Origin of the sequence: Sphingobacterium suaedae, from assembly GCF_042684625.1 — a bacterium.
In the GTDB taxonomy this organism is placed as follows: Bacteria; Bacteroidota; Bacteroidia; order Sphingobacteriales; family Sphingobacteriaceae; genus Sphingobacterium; species Sphingobacterium suaedae.
This window is the reverse complement of record NZ_JBHULR010000003.1, coordinates 1,366,235-1,381,254: the sequence shown is the minus strand read 5'-3', so window position 1 is coordinate 1,381,254 and position 15,020 is coordinate 1,366,235. Positions and strand designations below refer to the sequence as shown.

15 protein-coding genes and 1 tRNA gene are annotated in these 15,020 nt (G+C 42.2%); 6 read left to right on the top strand and 10 right to left on the bottom strand.

Features of this window, described 5'->3' with window-relative positions; translation table 11 throughout:
- Window positions 1–19: 19 nt before the first annotated feature.
- From ACFSR5_RS09580 to ACFSR5_RS09570, 3 genes are all read left to right on the top strand, one after another.
- Entirely contained in the window at window positions 20–601 is a 582-nt protein-coding gene (locus tag ACFSR5_RS09580; RefSeq protein WP_380903085.1) for a hypothetical protein, read from the top strand.
- Between the two features lie 145 nt (window positions 602–746).
- On the top strand, window positions 747–1,625 hold the full coding sequence (locus ACFSR5_RS09575) for a Ppx/GppA phosphatase family protein (protein ID WP_380903083.1): 879 nt from the start codon (window positions 747–749) through the stop codon (window positions 1,623–1,625).
- A 64-nt stretch (window positions 1,626–1,689) separates the two neighbouring features.
- Window positions 1,690–1,773, top strand: a tRNA-Leu gene (locus ACFSR5_RS09570).
- Between the two features lie 45 nt (window positions 1,774–1,818).
- On the opposite strand, the gene ACFSR5_RS09565 is transcribed toward ACFSR5_RS09570, so the two are convergent.
- The 4 genes from ACFSR5_RS09565 to ACFSR5_RS09550 all read right to left on the bottom strand — a co-directional run bounded on the left by ACFSR5_RS09565 (window position 1,819) and on the right by ACFSR5_RS09550 (window position 6,493).
- Window positions 1,819–2,613, bottom strand: a complete 795-nt coding sequence (locus ACFSR5_RS09565) for a (Fe-S)-binding protein (RefSeq protein ID WP_380903081.1) — start codon at window positions 2,611–2,613, stop codon at window positions 1,819–1,821.
- Between the two features lie 10 nt (window positions 2,614–2,623).
- Entirely contained in the window at window positions 2,624–3,916 is a 1,293-nt protein-coding gene (locus ACFSR5_RS09560; RefSeq protein ID WP_380903079.1) for a 4Fe-4S dicluster domain-containing protein, read from the bottom strand.
- A 196-nt stretch (window positions 3,917–4,112) separates the two neighbouring features.
- Window positions 4,113–5,105 carry a Kelch repeat-containing protein gene (locus ACFSR5_RS09555; protein ID WP_380903077.1) on the bottom strand — a complete coding sequence of 331 codons (993 nt, stop codon included), beginning with the start codon at window positions 5,103–5,105 and terminating at the stop codon, window positions 4,113–4,115.
- A 2-nt stretch (window positions 5,106–5,107) separates the two neighbouring features.
- The gene (locus ACFSR5_RS09550) at window positions 5,108–6,493 is read right to left on the bottom strand and encodes a DUF4270 family protein (protein WP_380903075.1); all 1,386 of its coding nucleotides are present in this window, start codon (window positions 6,491–6,493) and stop codon (window positions 5,108–5,110) included.
- 131 nt (window positions 6,494–6,624) lie between these two features.
- On the opposite strand from ACFSR5_RS09550, the gene ACFSR5_RS09545 reads away from it, so the two are divergent.
- Window positions 6,625–8,130 carry a sensor histidine kinase gene (locus ACFSR5_RS09545; protein ID WP_380903073.1) on the top strand — a complete coding sequence of 502 codons (1,506 nt, stop codon included), beginning with the start codon at window positions 6,625–6,627 and terminating at the stop codon, window positions 8,128–8,130.
- Window positions 8,130–8,804, top strand: a complete 675-nt coding sequence (locus ACFSR5_RS09540; protein WP_380903071.1) for a response regulator transcription factor — start codon at window positions 8,130–8,132, stop codon at window positions 8,802–8,804. The genes ACFSR5_RS09545 and ACFSR5_RS09540 overlap by 1 nt, the downstream gene beginning before the upstream one ends.
- A gap of 78 nt (window positions 8,805–8,882) precedes the next feature.
- On the opposite strand, the gene rimK is transcribed toward ACFSR5_RS09540, so the two are convergent.
- From rimK to ACFSR5_RS09510, 6 genes are all read right to left on the bottom strand, one after another.
- Window positions 8,883–9,818 (bottom strand): 30S ribosomal protein S6--L-glutamate ligase, encoded by a 936-nt coding sequence (rimK, locus tag ACFSR5_RS09535; protein WP_380903069.1) that lies wholly within the window; start codon window positions 9,816–9,818, stop codon window positions 8,883–8,885.
- Between the two features lie 46 nt (window positions 9,819–9,864).
- Window positions 9,865–10,311, bottom strand: coding sequence for an ATP-dependent zinc protease family protein (locus ACFSR5_RS09530; protein ID WP_380903067.1), 447 nt, complete (start codon window positions 10,309–10,311; stop codon window positions 9,865–9,867).
- Between the two features lie 3 nt (window positions 10,312–10,314).
- Window positions 10,315–11,493 (bottom strand): AIR synthase related protein, encoded by a 1,179-nt coding sequence (locus ACFSR5_RS09525; protein WP_380903065.1) that lies wholly within the window; start codon window positions 11,491–11,493, stop codon window positions 10,315–10,317.
- Window positions 11,494–11,550: 57 nt separating this feature from the next.
- The gene (locus tag ACFSR5_RS09520; protein ID WP_380903063.1) at window positions 11,551–12,039 is read right to left on the bottom strand and encodes a DNA-deoxyinosine glycosylase; all 489 of its coding nucleotides are present in this window, start codon (window positions 12,037–12,039) and stop codon (window positions 11,551–11,553) included.
- A 134-nt stretch (window positions 12,040–12,173) separates the two neighbouring features.
- Window positions 12,174–12,683, bottom strand: a complete 510-nt coding sequence (locus ACFSR5_RS09515; RefSeq protein WP_380903061.1) for a DinB family protein — start codon at window positions 12,681–12,683, stop codon at window positions 12,174–12,176.
- Window positions 12,684–13,320: 637 nt separating this feature from the next.
- Window positions 13,321–13,602, bottom strand: coding sequence for a GNAT family N-acetyltransferase (locus ACFSR5_RS09510; protein ID WP_380903059.1), 282 nt, complete (start codon window positions 13,600–13,602; stop codon window positions 13,321–13,323).
- A gap of 195 nt (window positions 13,603–13,797) precedes the next feature.
- Here ACFSR5_RS09510 and ACFSR5_RS09505 point away from each other — a divergent pair.
- Window positions 13,798–15,020: aminotransferase class I/II-fold pyridoxal phosphate-dependent enzyme (locus tag ACFSR5_RS09505; protein ID WP_380903057.1), on the top strand; the 1,223-nt coding region annotated here is incomplete at its 3' end.

Here is a 15,020-nt window from a genome sequence, read left to right as displayed (position 1 = left end):
TAGCATAAATAGAAAAGAAATGAAACTAAATACTTTATTTATTGCAGGCGTGTGTGCGAGTGCGTTATTGGCTTCTTGTAGCCCAAACACGGCGAAAGAAAACCAGTTGAAGTATACCCACACGAGTTTGGTAGATGGGGATGCATATCACTTTTTCAAGCTTGTAGGTGCGAAAGTTGTTTACGAAGCTGATTATGCAGCGTATGCAGAAACAGTAGCGGGATCTTCGCAAGCTAAACAGTTAGCAGCTAAGGTAACGGAAGTTTATAAGACATTGATTCCAGCGTTGGATAGTTTAGCGACGGCCGGCCAAGTAGATTTTCCTATTTTAGGTGCTGAGAAGTTTGTAGCTCCCGCAGAGCAGCGCGCAGCGGTTGCCGACTCGACTGTTGTAGAAGCTCATGCATATAGCGCGGCTTACTCTGATGATTCTTATATTCATCATGTTCAACACGAAACCGCGGTAATAAAAGATCAATTTGACAGACTAAGCCGCAATACAAATAAAGCCTTACGAGAATTTGCACATGCCCATATTGAGAAAATAGAAGAAATCTACACATTGGCTGGTGGTAAAGCAGATGCGCACGCACACCACTAGAAGATTAGGAATTTTATTCAAAAAGAGATGCCGATCGCATCTCTTTTTTTTTTGGAATATTGAGATAACTTAACATTATATTAATATTTGATTTGTTATTATTGTAAAATTTATTTTTAATCAAGTAATTCAAATACACTCATTTGTGAGATACGGCGCTATAGATATAGGATCCAACGCAGTCAGGCTGTTAATTGCGGAAGTCAATCAGGATAGTAATCCCATACAATTCAAAAAGGAAGCTTTAATTCGGGTACCGCTTAGGTTGGGAGACGACGCTTTTATTCATCACCACATCTCGAAACCGAAGTTTGAGAATATGGTGAAGACAATGCAAGCGTTTAAAAACCTGATGGATGTATATAGGGTTTCGGAATATATGGCTTGTGCCACATCTGCTATGCGCGACGCCGACAACGGTGCAGAAATTGTTAAAGCTTGTCAAAAAGTAGGGATTAACATCCAAATTATTGACGGGTCGAAAGAAGCAAAGATTATCTATAACAGCCATTTGCAGGATAATATGGATAAAAGTAAGGTGTATTTATATATCGATGTCGGTGGAGGAAGTACAGAGATATCGTTGTTTGCGAATGCACAGTTGATTGCTTCCAAATCTTTTAACCTAGGTACGATTCGTATATTAGATAACCAAGATCATCCAGAAACCTGGGAGGAAATGAAACGGTGGGTAAGAGAACATACTAAAATCTATAAAAATATATACGGTATAGGTACAGGCGGAAATATAAATAAGCTTTCACGTATCGCAAATGAGAAAATGGACAAGCCGATGTCTTATGCTAAGTTAAAGGCTATTTACCAGTATCTAAACTCATATTCGTTAAAGGATCGAATTCATGTATTGGGTTTAAAGCAGGATCGTGCAGATGTAATTATACCCGCTGCTGATATTTTTTTGACCATCATGAAGGTAGGACATCTTAAAAATATTGTTGCACCGCGGGTTGGGTTAGTGGATGGGATTATTCAGACTTTGATAGACAATAACTTACAGAAATAATTTTGCAAAAACTAAATTTCCTTTTCAAATAGCGTAAAAAAGCATTACTTTTGCTATCGCAATTACCCAGGTGGCGAAATTGGTAGACGCACCATCTTGAGGGGGTGGCGCTCGCAAGGGCGTGGCAGTTCGAATCTGCTCCTGGGTACACAAAGAGCACTTACATTAATAAGTGCTCTTTTTTTGTTAGTAGTTAAAGGTTACTTGCCATAACCGTAATTTCAGCGATATCCAACACCTGTATTTGTTGTTCTTTTTCTTTTACCTTTACGCCGTCGCGGAGCATTGTCATGCAAAAAGGACATGCCGCAGCTACGATACTGGCCTCTGAAGCGATCACTTCTTCTATTCGTTCTACATTAATGTCTTTTTCTCCGGACTCGGGTTCCTTAAACATTTGCGCTCCTCCAGCGCCGCAACAAAGACCATTACTCCGGCACCGTTTCAATTCAACAAGGTCAGAGTCCAGTATTTCCAGTGCCCTTCGTGGTGCTTCATACACCTCGTTGGCTCGTGCTAGATAGCACGGGTCATGATAGGTTATACGTTTCCCTTTAAAAACGTGTCCATCGGCAGGTCTAAGCTTTCCTTCGTCGATCAACGATTGAATCAATTGCGTATGGTGTATAACGTCAAAATTCCCTCCCAAATTGGGGTATTCATTTTTTAAGGTATTGAAACAATGAGGACAAGCTGTGACAATTTTCCGTATTGCGTAGCCTTGTAATACTTGAATATTCATCATTGCCTGCATCTGAAACAAGAATTCGTTCCCCGCTCGTTTTGCTGGATCACCCGTACAGCTTTCTTCTGTTCCAAGGATCGCGTATTTCATACCGACGTGATGAAGGATTTTGCATATATCTTTTGTTATACGCTGTGCCCGCTCATCGAAACTGCCCGCACAGCCAACCCAGAACAATAAATCCGGAGATTCGCCTTTTGCCAACATTTCCGCAGCGGTAGGGATGTGAAAAGTAGATTCCATACGTTAGCTTTTATGAGGAGGTCCAATTCGCACGATCAGCCTGAGCATACTTCCATGGAGCTCCGTTGTTTTCCAAATTATTGAACATCACATTGATACTTGTCGGTGCTTGTGATTCTTCCATGACAGCGTACTGCCGAAGACCAAGGATGATTTCGAGAGGATTGATGTTGACCGGACACTGTTCAACACAAGCATTGCATGTTGTGCAAGCCCAAATTTCTTCTCGTGTTATATAGTGGTCAATTAGCGATTTTTGATCGTCTTGAATGTCTCCCTTTCTGTCTAGCATGCGTCCGATTTCTTCCATACGGTCACGAGTGTCCATCATGATTTTTCGAGGTGATAGTAGTTTTCCCGTTATGTTGGCCGGGCAAGCAGCCGTACACCGCCCACATTCCGTACAGGTATAAGCGTCAAGCAGATTTTTCCAGGTAAGATCGTGAACGTCACGCACGCCAAAACGTGAAATTTCCGTGCTTGGTGGCGGGAGTGATGGATCTAATATAGCTTTTACTTCTTCCGTAACCGTAGGCATATTTTCAAACTTCCCTTTCGGTTCTAGTCGCGTGAAATAGGTGTTCGGAAATGCCAAGAGGATATGTAGGTGTTTGGAAATGGGCAGGTAATTGAGGAAGATGAGTACGCCGATGATGTGGAACCACCAACAGAATCGCTCCAAGAGGATCAACGTATCCGGATCGCTTGGTAGTAGTCCTGTCAATAAGCTACTCACAGGAAAGGAACCTGCCTGCTGATAGGGAAAGACCTGTAATGTTTGGAGTTTCTGATCTGCACCGTTCATGAAAAGAAAGGCCGTCATCAACAAAATTTCGGCAATTAAGATAAGATTGGCGTCTGTTTTAGGCCAATTAGCCAATTCCCTTCCACCAAATCTATAAATGTGCAGGATATTACGTCTGACTAGAAACACAGTGCAACCAATCAAAACACCTAGCGCTAAGATTTCAAATGTATAAATCAGGAAATTGTAGGCAGTTCCAAAAGAGGCAAAAATGCGATGCGTTCCGAAAAGCCCGTCTATCACAATTTCCAGCATTTCTATATTAATGATACAGAAGCCTATGTAAACAATAAAATGCAGTAGTGCCGGAATGGGTTTCTTGAACATTTTCTTTTGGCCAAAAGCAACCAGCAGCATTATTTTACATCGCTCCATCGGCCGGTCACTACGATTTGCGTCTTTGCCAATCCTGATGTTTCTATAAATCCGTCGAATGTTTAACGCGAAAAAAAAGATCGCTGCCGCAAATAAACAGAAAAAAATAAGTTGACTTATCATAACTATTTAATCAGGTTCTTACAAAGATAAAAATACAAATTAATACTATGCTAGCATAACAGTTATTTAGAGCGATTAAAAATAATGACGGAGATATGGAAGATGTAAAATTACCAGAGAGGAAGGGACAAGCGAAATGATCATACCTGTCATAGGCTCAAGAGAGCTCGTACGGCAGGTATGATTCGAGAATATACTACCAGGGATTGGGACTGAACGTCCACATATCGTAGAATGGCGACGTCCCACTTCTACCAGTTGCTACATACGCGTAATCGCCGTGTACAAAGGTAATAGCTTGGTGTCTGGAAGAGCCACCGAATGTCTGATGTTCTTCCCAGTAGTCACCAGAAGATACATACCGCCACGTACTAGAAACAGGAGATCCGCTATAACTTGATAATCCGCCAGAGATGAAGGCCGTTCCATTTAAAACAAATGCGGACGGACTCAATCGCGTTAAATCATAAGTGTAGTCGTCGTCGTCTCGTTCAGCCAAAGGCTCTTTTTCTGTCCACGTTGTACCATCAAATGCGTAAAATGTTTTTACATTTTGGTTATTACTGGTTCCGCCCCCAAGATAAGCTATGTTATTTAAGACAAAGGCAAATGAAAAAGAACGTTTGTTAGGAGTACTCGTTACTTTCGTCCATGTACCACCGGTAGAGTTGGGCGTGAATGTATATATGTCGTTGTAATCCTGCCCGTCGAAATCTCTTCCGGTTCCGACGTAGGCGACTCCATTGAGTGTAAATCCTACGGCTCCATAACGGGCGGCCCCTACAAAATCGGCTATCTTTGTCCACGTGTCCGTTGCAGGATCATACTCATAAAAGTCTTTAAACATGGTTGTCGAATTAGTGCCTAATCCCACGTATCCTTTGCCGTTCAAGACAAAAGCTATGGCATTGTTGCGGGCTTCCCCGGGGAAATCGCTCATTTGGTCCCAGCTCTGTAGGGCAGGGTTAAATCGCCAAGTGTCTACGAACCGATTCGAGTTGGTCCCATATCCAGTCGTCAAATAAGTGTAGTCACCTATCGTAAAGCCTACCGCGCCGCTACGTGGTAATCCTTCAAAATCTGCTGCCTTGACCCATTCATCCGGATCATCCTCGTCGTCACTCGAACAAGCGGTAAACGCTAATCCAATTGTTGCCACTAGAAATACTAGTTTAATTAACCATTTCATTTTCATTGTGTTTTGATATATAGTATGTTAAGCGTAATCGCTGGTTTGTTGGCATCTGTTGCGATATATAAGAGATCCATCTTTTTCAGCAGGTCAGAAGTGGGCAAGGATAGTAAAAGACTTTCGTCTCCATTGTACGTTTTAGTGTTTACAAGTTCATGTATGTAATTTGTCACGTCGAATACATATCGGCCACGCCCGACACCGCCAGACGAGCTGCCAGTCTCGTAAACAGCCATGATGGAGGAGCCCGCTGCGTTTTGTAAAAGAGCAGTCGGAGTGCCATACTTATTGGCCTTGAGGATGATCAGGGAATCTAAGGGAGGTATATAACCCGTCTCGGATTGATCTGTTTCGACTATAAGTTGGGCTTGATTTATAGCCGTCGCACTGGTTCCTAATGTTTCTCGAAGATACGGGAAGCGCAGTCTAGTAACGAGCCCCGTAGTTCCTTGGATAAATGTTCGACCTTCACTAGCGGCCGCTGTTATTTCCTGCTTGTCATGAGAGAGGGCTTTAAGGAGACCGGCGCTACGGTCCGTTTCTACGTGATTATATTGATAGGTATTGTCTCCCTTACCGATAGTCAGGGAGTCTCTAATCCGTCGTCCGTCAGATTGTCTTTCGTAGCTATAGTGTAAGTTAAATGCAATTGAATCCTTAAAGCCGATGATGGCATGCGCATCTTCCGAAGGGATTATAGCGAGCCCTTTAAGATATTCCAAGAATTCATCTTCAGAGACCAATTTACTGTCTTTTTTCAGCACCATCTGGAACAATTCGTTGCCAAGGGTTTGATCGAGCCTAATTAGCACTGTATCCTGAACACTTTTCGGCTTAGGTATAAACTGTATTTTTCCTAATGGGGTCGTATCGTATGCAAAAGACTGATCAGCATAAAGGTTCTCACTGGATACAAATACCGGATATTCGTCGTCTTCCAAGGCGATAGATAGTTCTCTTGGATCCAGCGCCTCGGTCAAGCGATGTACAGACAAGTGCATTATTTGTGTCGTATCTCCATAGGAATATCCATTGTAAAAAAGGCGGAGCGTCAATGAATCAAATTGAACGTCATTGCTGAATTCTCGAGAAATATCTGGCATCTCGAGCCGGAAAAAAGATGATATCTTAGCCCTACCAATATATTCATCTTCCAGAGAGCCTGTCAATAGAACGCCTTGATTGCCCGTGGGTAAGGGGTCTAAAAGGAACGTACTCGCTTGTACAGAAAACGTATCTAAACTATTTACGCCTAATGCAGAATTACCCACATCTAAACTTATACCATCTATTTGCTCACATCGTTCGAAAAATAACAGCAAAAAAAGCGAGAGGAGCATTAGCATTAATTTTTTACCAGTATCCATTCTAATCATATCATTCATCTGATTTCTAAACCCGAAGCAAAACTGCTTATATACTATGTTAATGAATATTACATTTTGTTAAACAAGGTTAAGCATGCGGCGATGTCCGATTCTGGTATTTAATTTCGTCCTATCAAATGAAAAAAAGATTGAAATTGATAATAATTTTGGTGATCGCGGCAGCATGCGGCATTACCGTGGTGCTGGGAACCTGGCTTTACGGGAGCTACCAACAACGGATGGATCTCCTCACGGCCTCAGCAGAACAGTGTCTGTTTGAGGCCGTGCAGGAGGTTGCACAAGAGCTGGATGCACGTGCTCCAGATAGTCTGAAGCGTAAGCTGTACATGCCTTGGAAAAAACACCTCCTTGAGAGATGGAAGACCGAGATTCCTGAAATTCCGGTGGATCGCATGGAAAAACTCTTGGATGATGTTATGTTAGCGGAAAGGCAACAGCATGTTAAGCGGATGGAAATGCTACAAGGGCATGATAAAAACCGTACGGAACGTCTTCCGAAAAATCGTTTCGTTCACATAAACGGCCACGGGGGAGAGCCACCTAGAGCAAAATGGTTGACAATGTTTGGAAATATGTCACGGGACCTTTTCAACGATTCCACAATTTCGGTTATCAAAGATCGATTTAGAGCGAATATGTTAACACGGCACCTCACAATGGATTTCGTCTTTGCGATTAAGGAGATGCCATCTTTTGAATTTGAAAGACAAGGTGCCCCTTTTCGTCCGCAATTGCATTTTCAGGCCGAAAACGGTACTCTTGCGCTACGTCCTTTTTTAGTTGACCCTGAGCGGGGTCGATTCATCCATATTTATTTCGACCAGCCTTGGCAGTCCTTGCTGTATGCACTTAGTTGGCAGCTTGTTGTATCCGTATTTATTTTGGCAATCGTTGTAGGTACGTTTTTGTATTTGTTCTTCACTATACTGGAACAAAATAAATTAGATACATTGCGAAAAGCCTTTATCAACAGCTTAACACACGAATTACGCACACCAGTAACAACCGTGTCCGTGGCTATTGAAGCACTCCAAAGCTATATTGATCCACAGGATTCGGCTGCTCGTGAGCAATATCACGCAATGGCTATCGAAGAGTTAGATCATCTCTCCGTGATGATCGATCGTGTTTTGGAGATTGCTGATAGTGATCATACGGATACCAAGATGCTGAAAATGGAACCTATAGACCTCAAAACGGTGATTCACAAATCCGTGGCACACTTACGATTGACCCAATCGCACCGAGGCGTGACGCTCTCGTGGGAAGAGCCGATACAACATTTTACGGTAATGGGCGACGCCCACCATTTAAAAAATCTAATGAATAACTTATTGGACAATGCGATTAAGTATGGCGCCATGCATATTGAAATCAGCATATACGAAGATGAGAAGCATGTCAGCATAGATGTTAAGGACGACGGCATGGGCATTCCATTAGCCTATCAACAGCAAGTTTTTGAGCCTTTTTTCCGTGTCCCTAACGGAGATCTTTATAGCGTGAAAGGGTTTGGATTGGGACTTCCTTATGTAAAAAGGGTTGTTGAGCAGCACCGAGGACGGCTTAAATTAAAAAGCAAAGAAGGAGTTGGTAGTATTTTTATAATAATCATACCGAAATATATAGCGTAATGATAGATGTATTATTAGTTGAAGACGAAGAGAAGCTTGGCCGAATAGTTTCTGACAGCCTTCGTGCGAGAAAATTTAGAGTAAGACATTGCTTGGACGGGGTTCAGGGGTGGAAATCTTTTCAACTTTCAAAGCCGGACGTGGTTGTTTTAGACATAATGATGCCTCGAATGGACGGATTTGCCCTTGCTGAAAAGATCCGAGCATGTGATGGCGCGGTTCCCTTGTTGTTTTTAACGGCGAGGGCTTCGGTTACAGATGTTCTTGCCGGTTTCAACTTGGGCGGAAACGACTATGTTAAAAAACCGTTCCATATGGACGAGCTCATTGCTAGGGTGATCGCATTGGCAAAAATGCGAAATAAATACAATCCGACAGATTGTATCCCGATTGGTAAATATATATTGAATCCGATTAAGCAGGTGTTGACATTGGGAGATCATCATATACATTTATCTTTCCGAGAGAGCGAACTCCTTCGACGCCTGGTAGAGCGTAGAAATGCAGTAGTTCCGCGCAGGGAAATCTTATTTGAGTTTTGGGATGGCGAACAGATGTCTAGTGGGCGAAGTTTGGATGTTTTTGTTTCCCGGTTGCGTAAATATTTAAAGGAAGATCCGGATATACGAATCGTCAACGTCCGGCACGTGGGCTATCAAATGAAAATGCCCTAACCAAAGTGGTGGCCAAGGCGTATTTCGCGTCTTGGCCACCACTTTAGAGGCCCTGTTTAAAGACCTATTTCAGCTTAATTACAATTTGCTTTCTTTTTTTACTTTCCGTTTCGATACAAGTGCCTTTGAAACTTGTTTTATTGCATATTGACCTTCTAAGTATTTGATGATTTCCGAGGCGATATCTTTACTGGTCGCTGTTTCAATACCTTCCAAACCTGGCGATGAGTTAACTTCGAGAATAAGCGGGCCTCTTGCTGAAGGAAGCATATCAACACCTGCCACGGTTAACCCCATTGCTTTAGCGGCTGAAATTGCTGTTTCCTTTTCTGTACGAGTCAGTTTAACAATTTGTGCTGTACCGCCACGATGGAGGTTGGATCGAAATTCTCCTTCTTTAGCGGTACGCTTCATGGCTCCGACCACTTTTCCATCGACGACAAACGCCCGGATATCCGTTCCTTTCGCTTCTTTGATGTATTCTTGAATGAGAATGTTGTTTCCAAGACCGTAAAAGGCTTCAATTACTGAGGAAGCCGCTTTTTTGGTTTCTGCCAATACGACGCCTATACCTTGCGTGCCTTCCAATAATTTAATTACTAAGGGAGCTCCACCTACCATGTTGATCAGATCGTCAACATCAGAAACTGACCGGGCGAAACCTGTTATCGGAAGTCCCAAGCCGGCACCGGAGAGAATTTGCATGCAACGGAGCTTATCGCGCGACCGCGTTATCGCTTGGCTCGGATTTGCCGAGACCACATCCATCACCTCAAATTGTCTGACAATAGCAGAACCGTAAAAAGTTAAGGATGAGCCTATGCGTGGTATAATTGCATCTATATGTGATAAATCTTGGCCTTTATAATGGATGGTCGGTTTTCCTTGTTGTATACCTACATAGCATTTGCTGTGATCAATAACCTGACAACGATGACCTCGAGATTCGGCAGCCTCGACTAAGCGTTTGGTAGAATAGAGGTTTCTATTCGTCGATAATACGGCAATATTCACGGAAAGAGTTGTTTATTGTAATGAACAGATAAATCGATAATAAGTTTTAGAGTGAATTCTTAGCGAGATGTTTTTTCGACACATCGACAAGGAATTTGCCACTTATGAAATTACGTCCTAGCAGCATCGGATAGGACATGGATGAACGGTCTCTTACAGATAACTTTATGTCAAATAGTTGATCAAACAGTCTGATTTTTGTCAGAAAAATATGTCGTGTCTCAGCCTGTCCGAACGAGCTTTTTACAACACGTTCGCGATGAATTGGGAATGTAAGCTGCACAATGTCTGCATTCCTCTCTTCGGGATGTCCAGCTATATAGCACCGAATAAAACGGTGTCCATTTTTTTCAAATACATGGAAATCTTCGCAATGGAGCACAGACGTTTCCGCTCCGGTATCAATTTTTGCATAAATATTGTAGAGTCCTAATTCCGGGAGGTCTACCGTTTCAATACTGCCTATGATCCTTTTCTCCTTTAAGATAACCATTTTTTACTCATACATAAACTCGCCGTACGAGGAGCGGATCGTTACTTTTTTTGTTGCGGATGCTTCGACACGGCCGATAATTTGCGCGGCAACGCCAAAAGACTCAGATATGCGGATTATATCTGCAGCGATCTCCTCGGGAACATACAGTTCCATTCGATGCCCCATATTGAATACTTTGTACATCTCTTGCCAATCGGTTTGAGATTGTTCTTGGATTAATGAAAATAAGGGTGGAGTGGGGAACAAGTTATCTTTGATAACGTGCATACCTTCCACAAAATGAAGAACCTTAGTTTGCGCACCACCGGAACAATGAACCATACCATCAATTCGGTGGCGATAACGATCTAAGACCGCTTTAATCACTGGAGCATACGTGCGTGTAGGTGAAAGGACTAACTTTCCTGCCGATACCCCTTCATCGTTACCCACTTGGATAGTGTCTGTCAGCTTGCATTTTCCAGAAAAGACGAGTTCGTAAGGCACCGCGGGGTCATAGCTTTCTGGGTATTTTTCCGCGAGATATTTGTGAAATACATCGTGGCGAGCAGAAGTTAGTCCATTGGATCCCATACCTCCATTGTATTCACTTTCGTAAGTTGCTTTACCATAAGATTCTAAACCAATAATCACATTTCCGGCCTGAATTCTATGGTTCGAAATGACATCTTCTCTTTTCATACGGCACGTCACGGTACTGTCTACGATAATCGTTCTCACCAAGTCTCCTACGTCAGCCGTTTCGCCGCCTGTAGAGTAGATGCCGAGCCCCAGCGATCGTAATTCCTGTAAAATTTCTTCTGTACCATTAATGATTTCAGCAATAACTTCTCCAGGTATCAAGTTTTTGTTTCTACCAATAGTCGAAGATATCAGGATGTTGTCTACCGCACCCACGCACAACAGATCATCCACATTCATAATAATCGCGTCTTGAGCAATTCCTCGCCATACGGACAAATCTCCGGTTTCTTTCCAATAAACGTAAGCGAGAGATGACTTTGTTCCAGCACCGTCCGCGTGCATAATATTACACCAAGAATCATCCCCGCCCAGTATGTCCGGAATAATTTTGCAAAAAGCTTTTGGAAACAAGCCTTTGTCAATATTCTTGATTGCATTGTGCACATCCTCTTTTCCAGCGGACACGCCTCGTTGGTTGTATTTTAAGTCTGACATCTTGTATGCAAAAATAGCAAACACAATGATATTCTTATAACCCAAACGTAAAAAGTGCTAATTCAGGAACGTCCGTATATCTTGCCATTTTTCCTGCAAACGTTGTTGATTGAAGCTTGCGTTGGCCGGACTGGTACTAGGAAGCGAAAGGTAAAGGATGTGCGCCTGTCTATCAAAATATTTATCATAGAGCGTTTTCGCTTTTTGGCCATTGAAACATATCGTTTTAATATCGGGCTGCTGCTCAAGAAGACGGTGTATCGGATTAGGTTCCTCTTGATTGATATCCGTATCCATACTGCCTTTGCGAATAGCCGTTCTACAAACATCCCAAAGGGCTATATGTTTGCGGTGAAGTAGTTCGATACGTTCTGGGTAAGTAAGGGGAAAAGGTTCATTAAACAAATTTGCTATGGTCTTCCAGAAACGATTTTGCGGATGTGCATAATATTGCTGCTCCGCTAAAGAACGATCGCCTGGCAGCGACCCTAATATTAGTATTTTGCTGTTTTCGGGTAGAATAGGGGCAAAAGAGGTTTTAAACATGGTCTTAAAATTAAAGAAACTTACGCTATTCTCCACTACCTATCTGCATCGTGCTAAGATCGCTCATTTCATATAGCCGTATCCAGTATAAACAGGTTGTATACGCCCATTAATTTTGATGAGCCTTCGATGAGTTATGTAGAAGCTAAGGCATGTCCTATTTTTCTAATTTGCCAGAGGTGCCTTTCCGTGTGAAAACAAATGAATCGGATCCATTCATACCGTGTTAGAAGACCGAATGTTGGGAACTCCATATCGACACATAATGCTTTTAGGTCCGTGCTTTCCGCTTTCTGAATTAGCCGTAAACGGTTCCGTTCTAAAGCATCCTCTAATTGTTCAAGCTCGTATTTTCCTTTCGTCGGATACAAGGTAGGAGCTGCCTCGTATTTTTGAGTGACATCGAGAAACATATGTTTAAGCTGGTCTTCAAATTGATAGAACGGACGATCCGCTTCCGTTGTCTGGCGGTCAGGGATTCCGTCACTGCATATAATAATATGCTCGGCCACTTGTCCTATAGTCCACCCGCCTGTTGGGGGACAACCATTGATCTTTTCTTCAGGATAGGTGAGTAAACACTCCCGTGCACGCGTAAAAACCCTATTTACCTCTTCAACTGTTTCGTTTTTCGATAAATGCATATTTCCATGATTTATCTATAAATGTACCTCTTATTTTATAAAATCCCTTGATAGAAATTAAATGAATTGAATTTTGCTATGGTTAATATGCTTGATTAACATGAAGTTATCACCACCGTTATCAGCATATCATCCACATGCTGATAACGGTGGTGATGTAGATACTTCCCGTACAGCGTATCTACATCTAAAGCACCTGTCGTCGAAGTAACTGCACTGCAGGCAAGTCGATCAAGCTCGCCAGATTATAGCTGAAAGATGCTGTTTAGTCTAAACAAACGGAAGCAAGATTCAAAATACGATACAAATATTGATGATTGTCTTCGTTTATAGGCACTTCAATTATTTGTAAATGGACAGCTCATTTTATGTGAAACCGATACTGTACATATCTAACAACTATTCAAAACTCATATCCTTTTATCGAGAACTAGCGCAGAGTGCAATTAATGGGTAGGTAAAAAAATCAAAATATTATGAGAAAACACATCTCTTATACCCGGTTGCTAGGTTAATGAAACCTGCAGAATGAGGAGAAGGGTAAAGCGCTTTTCGCATCGCGAACGTAACCGTTTTTGATTAACTGAAATGATTGAAACTCACAACGCACGCTTAAATCGTAACGGTTTGCAACGCGTTAAAACAATACGTCTCGAATGGCCGTATCCTTATCGAACACACGCTTTGCATAAGGACATAAAGGCATAATTTTTACATTTTTGGAACGCGCAAATTCCACTGCTGCCATAACAAGCTGCTTGCCATAACCTTTGCCTTCAAACCCTTCCTTAACTTCCGTGTGGTCGATGATAAACTTAGTGTCGCCGGCCCAGGTGTAGGTCATTTCACCGGCTAAGGCTCCCTCATTAAAGATCTCAAACTTTCCTTTGCGACCGTCTTGCTGTTTTACTTCCAACATATTTTTCTTTTTTTTAAATATAGTCAAAAATCATTTTATTTGAGATGTTTCTAAAAAGGACGGATAATTGGATACGGACAACATCAATAAAAAGACGAAGGGAAGTGTTGTGTAAATTCAAAAAAAAATGATAAATTTAGTGCTAAATAGCAGTGCGCGACAGAAACATTTTATCAATCAAGTATTAAACAAGTTATGAATTTCGATAAACTCACCTTCAAGGATTTCGAGAACATTCCTGGGATAGACCTCGCCGAACGATCAAAAATTTTTAAAGCATATCTGAGCTATATGGGGTTTGATGATTTCCAGAGCTACCGAGTGGTTGGAAAAAGCGGGTGTAACGCTGAGATGTCGTTGGAAAGTAACTTCGGAGATCGATTTATTAGTTATGTATCCAATGATTATCTTGGCTTTACGCAGCATCCCAAGGTAAAGGCTAGCGCTATTGCGGGGATCGAAGAATACGGTACAGGAGCAGGAGCTTCTCCTTTAATTGGGGGATTTTTTAATTATCACCGATTGTTGGAGCGAAAAATAGCTGCTTTTTTCGGTCGAGACGAAGACTGCTCAGTGATTTACACAACGGGGTATACCGCCAATAGTGCATCGTTGCAAAGTTTATTACAGAAGGAAGATTTGGCGATTGTGGATATGGCCGTACATGCAAGTGTACACGAAGGGTGTATCCTAACCAATAAAAAGACATTTTTGCACAACGATCTGGAAAGTCTGGAGCGCATACTTCAGAATACAATGGAGACGTATCGGACTCGGATGATTGTTGTTGACGGAGTCTATTCTCAAGATGGGGACGTTGCTCATTTAGCAGAGATCGTTGCCCTTGCAAAACGCTACGGGGCATATTTGATGGTGGATGATGCGCATGGAATTGGCGTTTTAGGAAGAACAGGTCGGGGAGCGCTGGAAGACCTGGGATTACTGTCGGAAGTGGATTTTATAACTGGTACATTTAGTAAAACTTTTGGAGCGATTGGTGGTTATGTCATTTGTAACTCTGAAAATGCCTATTTTTTAAAATTTCAGTCTAGACAACAGATATTTTCTGCCACAGCCGGAGCAGCGACATTGGGCATTGTGAAGGCAATCGAGCTCATTGATGAAGAACCCCAATGGAAACAGCGGCTGAACGACAATATGTTTTATTTCAAGCAAAATCTTCGTACGATTGGATTGGATATTGGAAATACAGAATCCGCTATTATTCCGTTGAAGTTGGGAGATCCTGTGCGCACCGTTGATTTTAACAAGCAGATTTTTAGACAAGGTATTTACGCAAATGCGATTTTGTATCCTGCAGTGTCTAAAAAAGATGCGAGAATCCGGATGAGCTTGTCAGCCTTACATACGCGAGAACAGCTCGATCGCACATTGGAAGTTTTGGAAGACGTTGCGAA

Excerpts from the sequence above, each read along its gene's own strand:
- ACFSR5_RS09560 (WP_380903079.1), bottom strand. The coding sequence starts at position 3,916 with ATGATAAGTCAACTTATTTTTTTCTGTTTATTTGCGGCAGCGATCTTT.
- ACFSR5_RS09525 (WP_380903065.1), bottom strand. The coding sequence starts at position 11,493 with ATGTCAGACTTAAAATACAACCAACGAGGCGTGTCCGCTGGAAAAGAG.
- ACFSR5_RS09555 (WP_380903077.1), bottom strand. The coding sequence starts at position 5,105 with ATGAAATGGTTAATTAAACTAGTATTTCTAGTGGCAACAATTGGATTA.
- ACFSR5_RS09565 (WP_380903081.1), bottom strand. The coding sequence starts at position 2,613 with ATGGAATCTACTTTTCACATCCCTACCGCTGCGGAAATGTTGGCAAAA.
- ACFSR5_RS09550 (WP_380903075.1), bottom strand. The coding sequence starts at position 6,493 with ATGAATGATATGATTAGAATGGATACTGGTAAAAAATTAATGCTAATG.
- ACFSR5_RS09510 (WP_380903059.1), bottom strand. The coding sequence starts at position 13,602 with ATGTTGGAAGTAAAACAGCAAGACGGTCGCAAAGGAAAGTTTGAGATC.
- ACFSR5_RS09520 (WP_380903063.1), bottom strand. The coding sequence starts at position 12,039 with ATGTTTAAAACCTCTTTTGCCCCTATTCTACCCGAAAACAGCAAAATA.
- ACFSR5_RS09515 (WP_380903061.1), bottom strand. The coding sequence starts at position 12,683 with ATGCATTTATCGAAAAACGAAACAGTTGAAGAGGTAAATAGGGTTTTT.
- ACFSR5_RS09530 (WP_380903067.1), bottom strand. The coding sequence starts at position 10,311 with ATGGTTATCTTAAAGGAGAAAAGGATCATAGGCAGTATTGAAACGGTA.
- ACFSR5_RS09580 (WP_380903085.1), top strand. The coding sequence starts at position 20 with ATGAAACTAAATACTTTATTTATTGCAGGCGTGTGTGCGAGTGCGTTA.
- ACFSR5_RS09540 (WP_380903071.1), top strand. The coding sequence starts at position 8,130 with ATGATAGATGTATTATTAGTTGAAGACGAAGAGAAGCTTGGCCGAATA.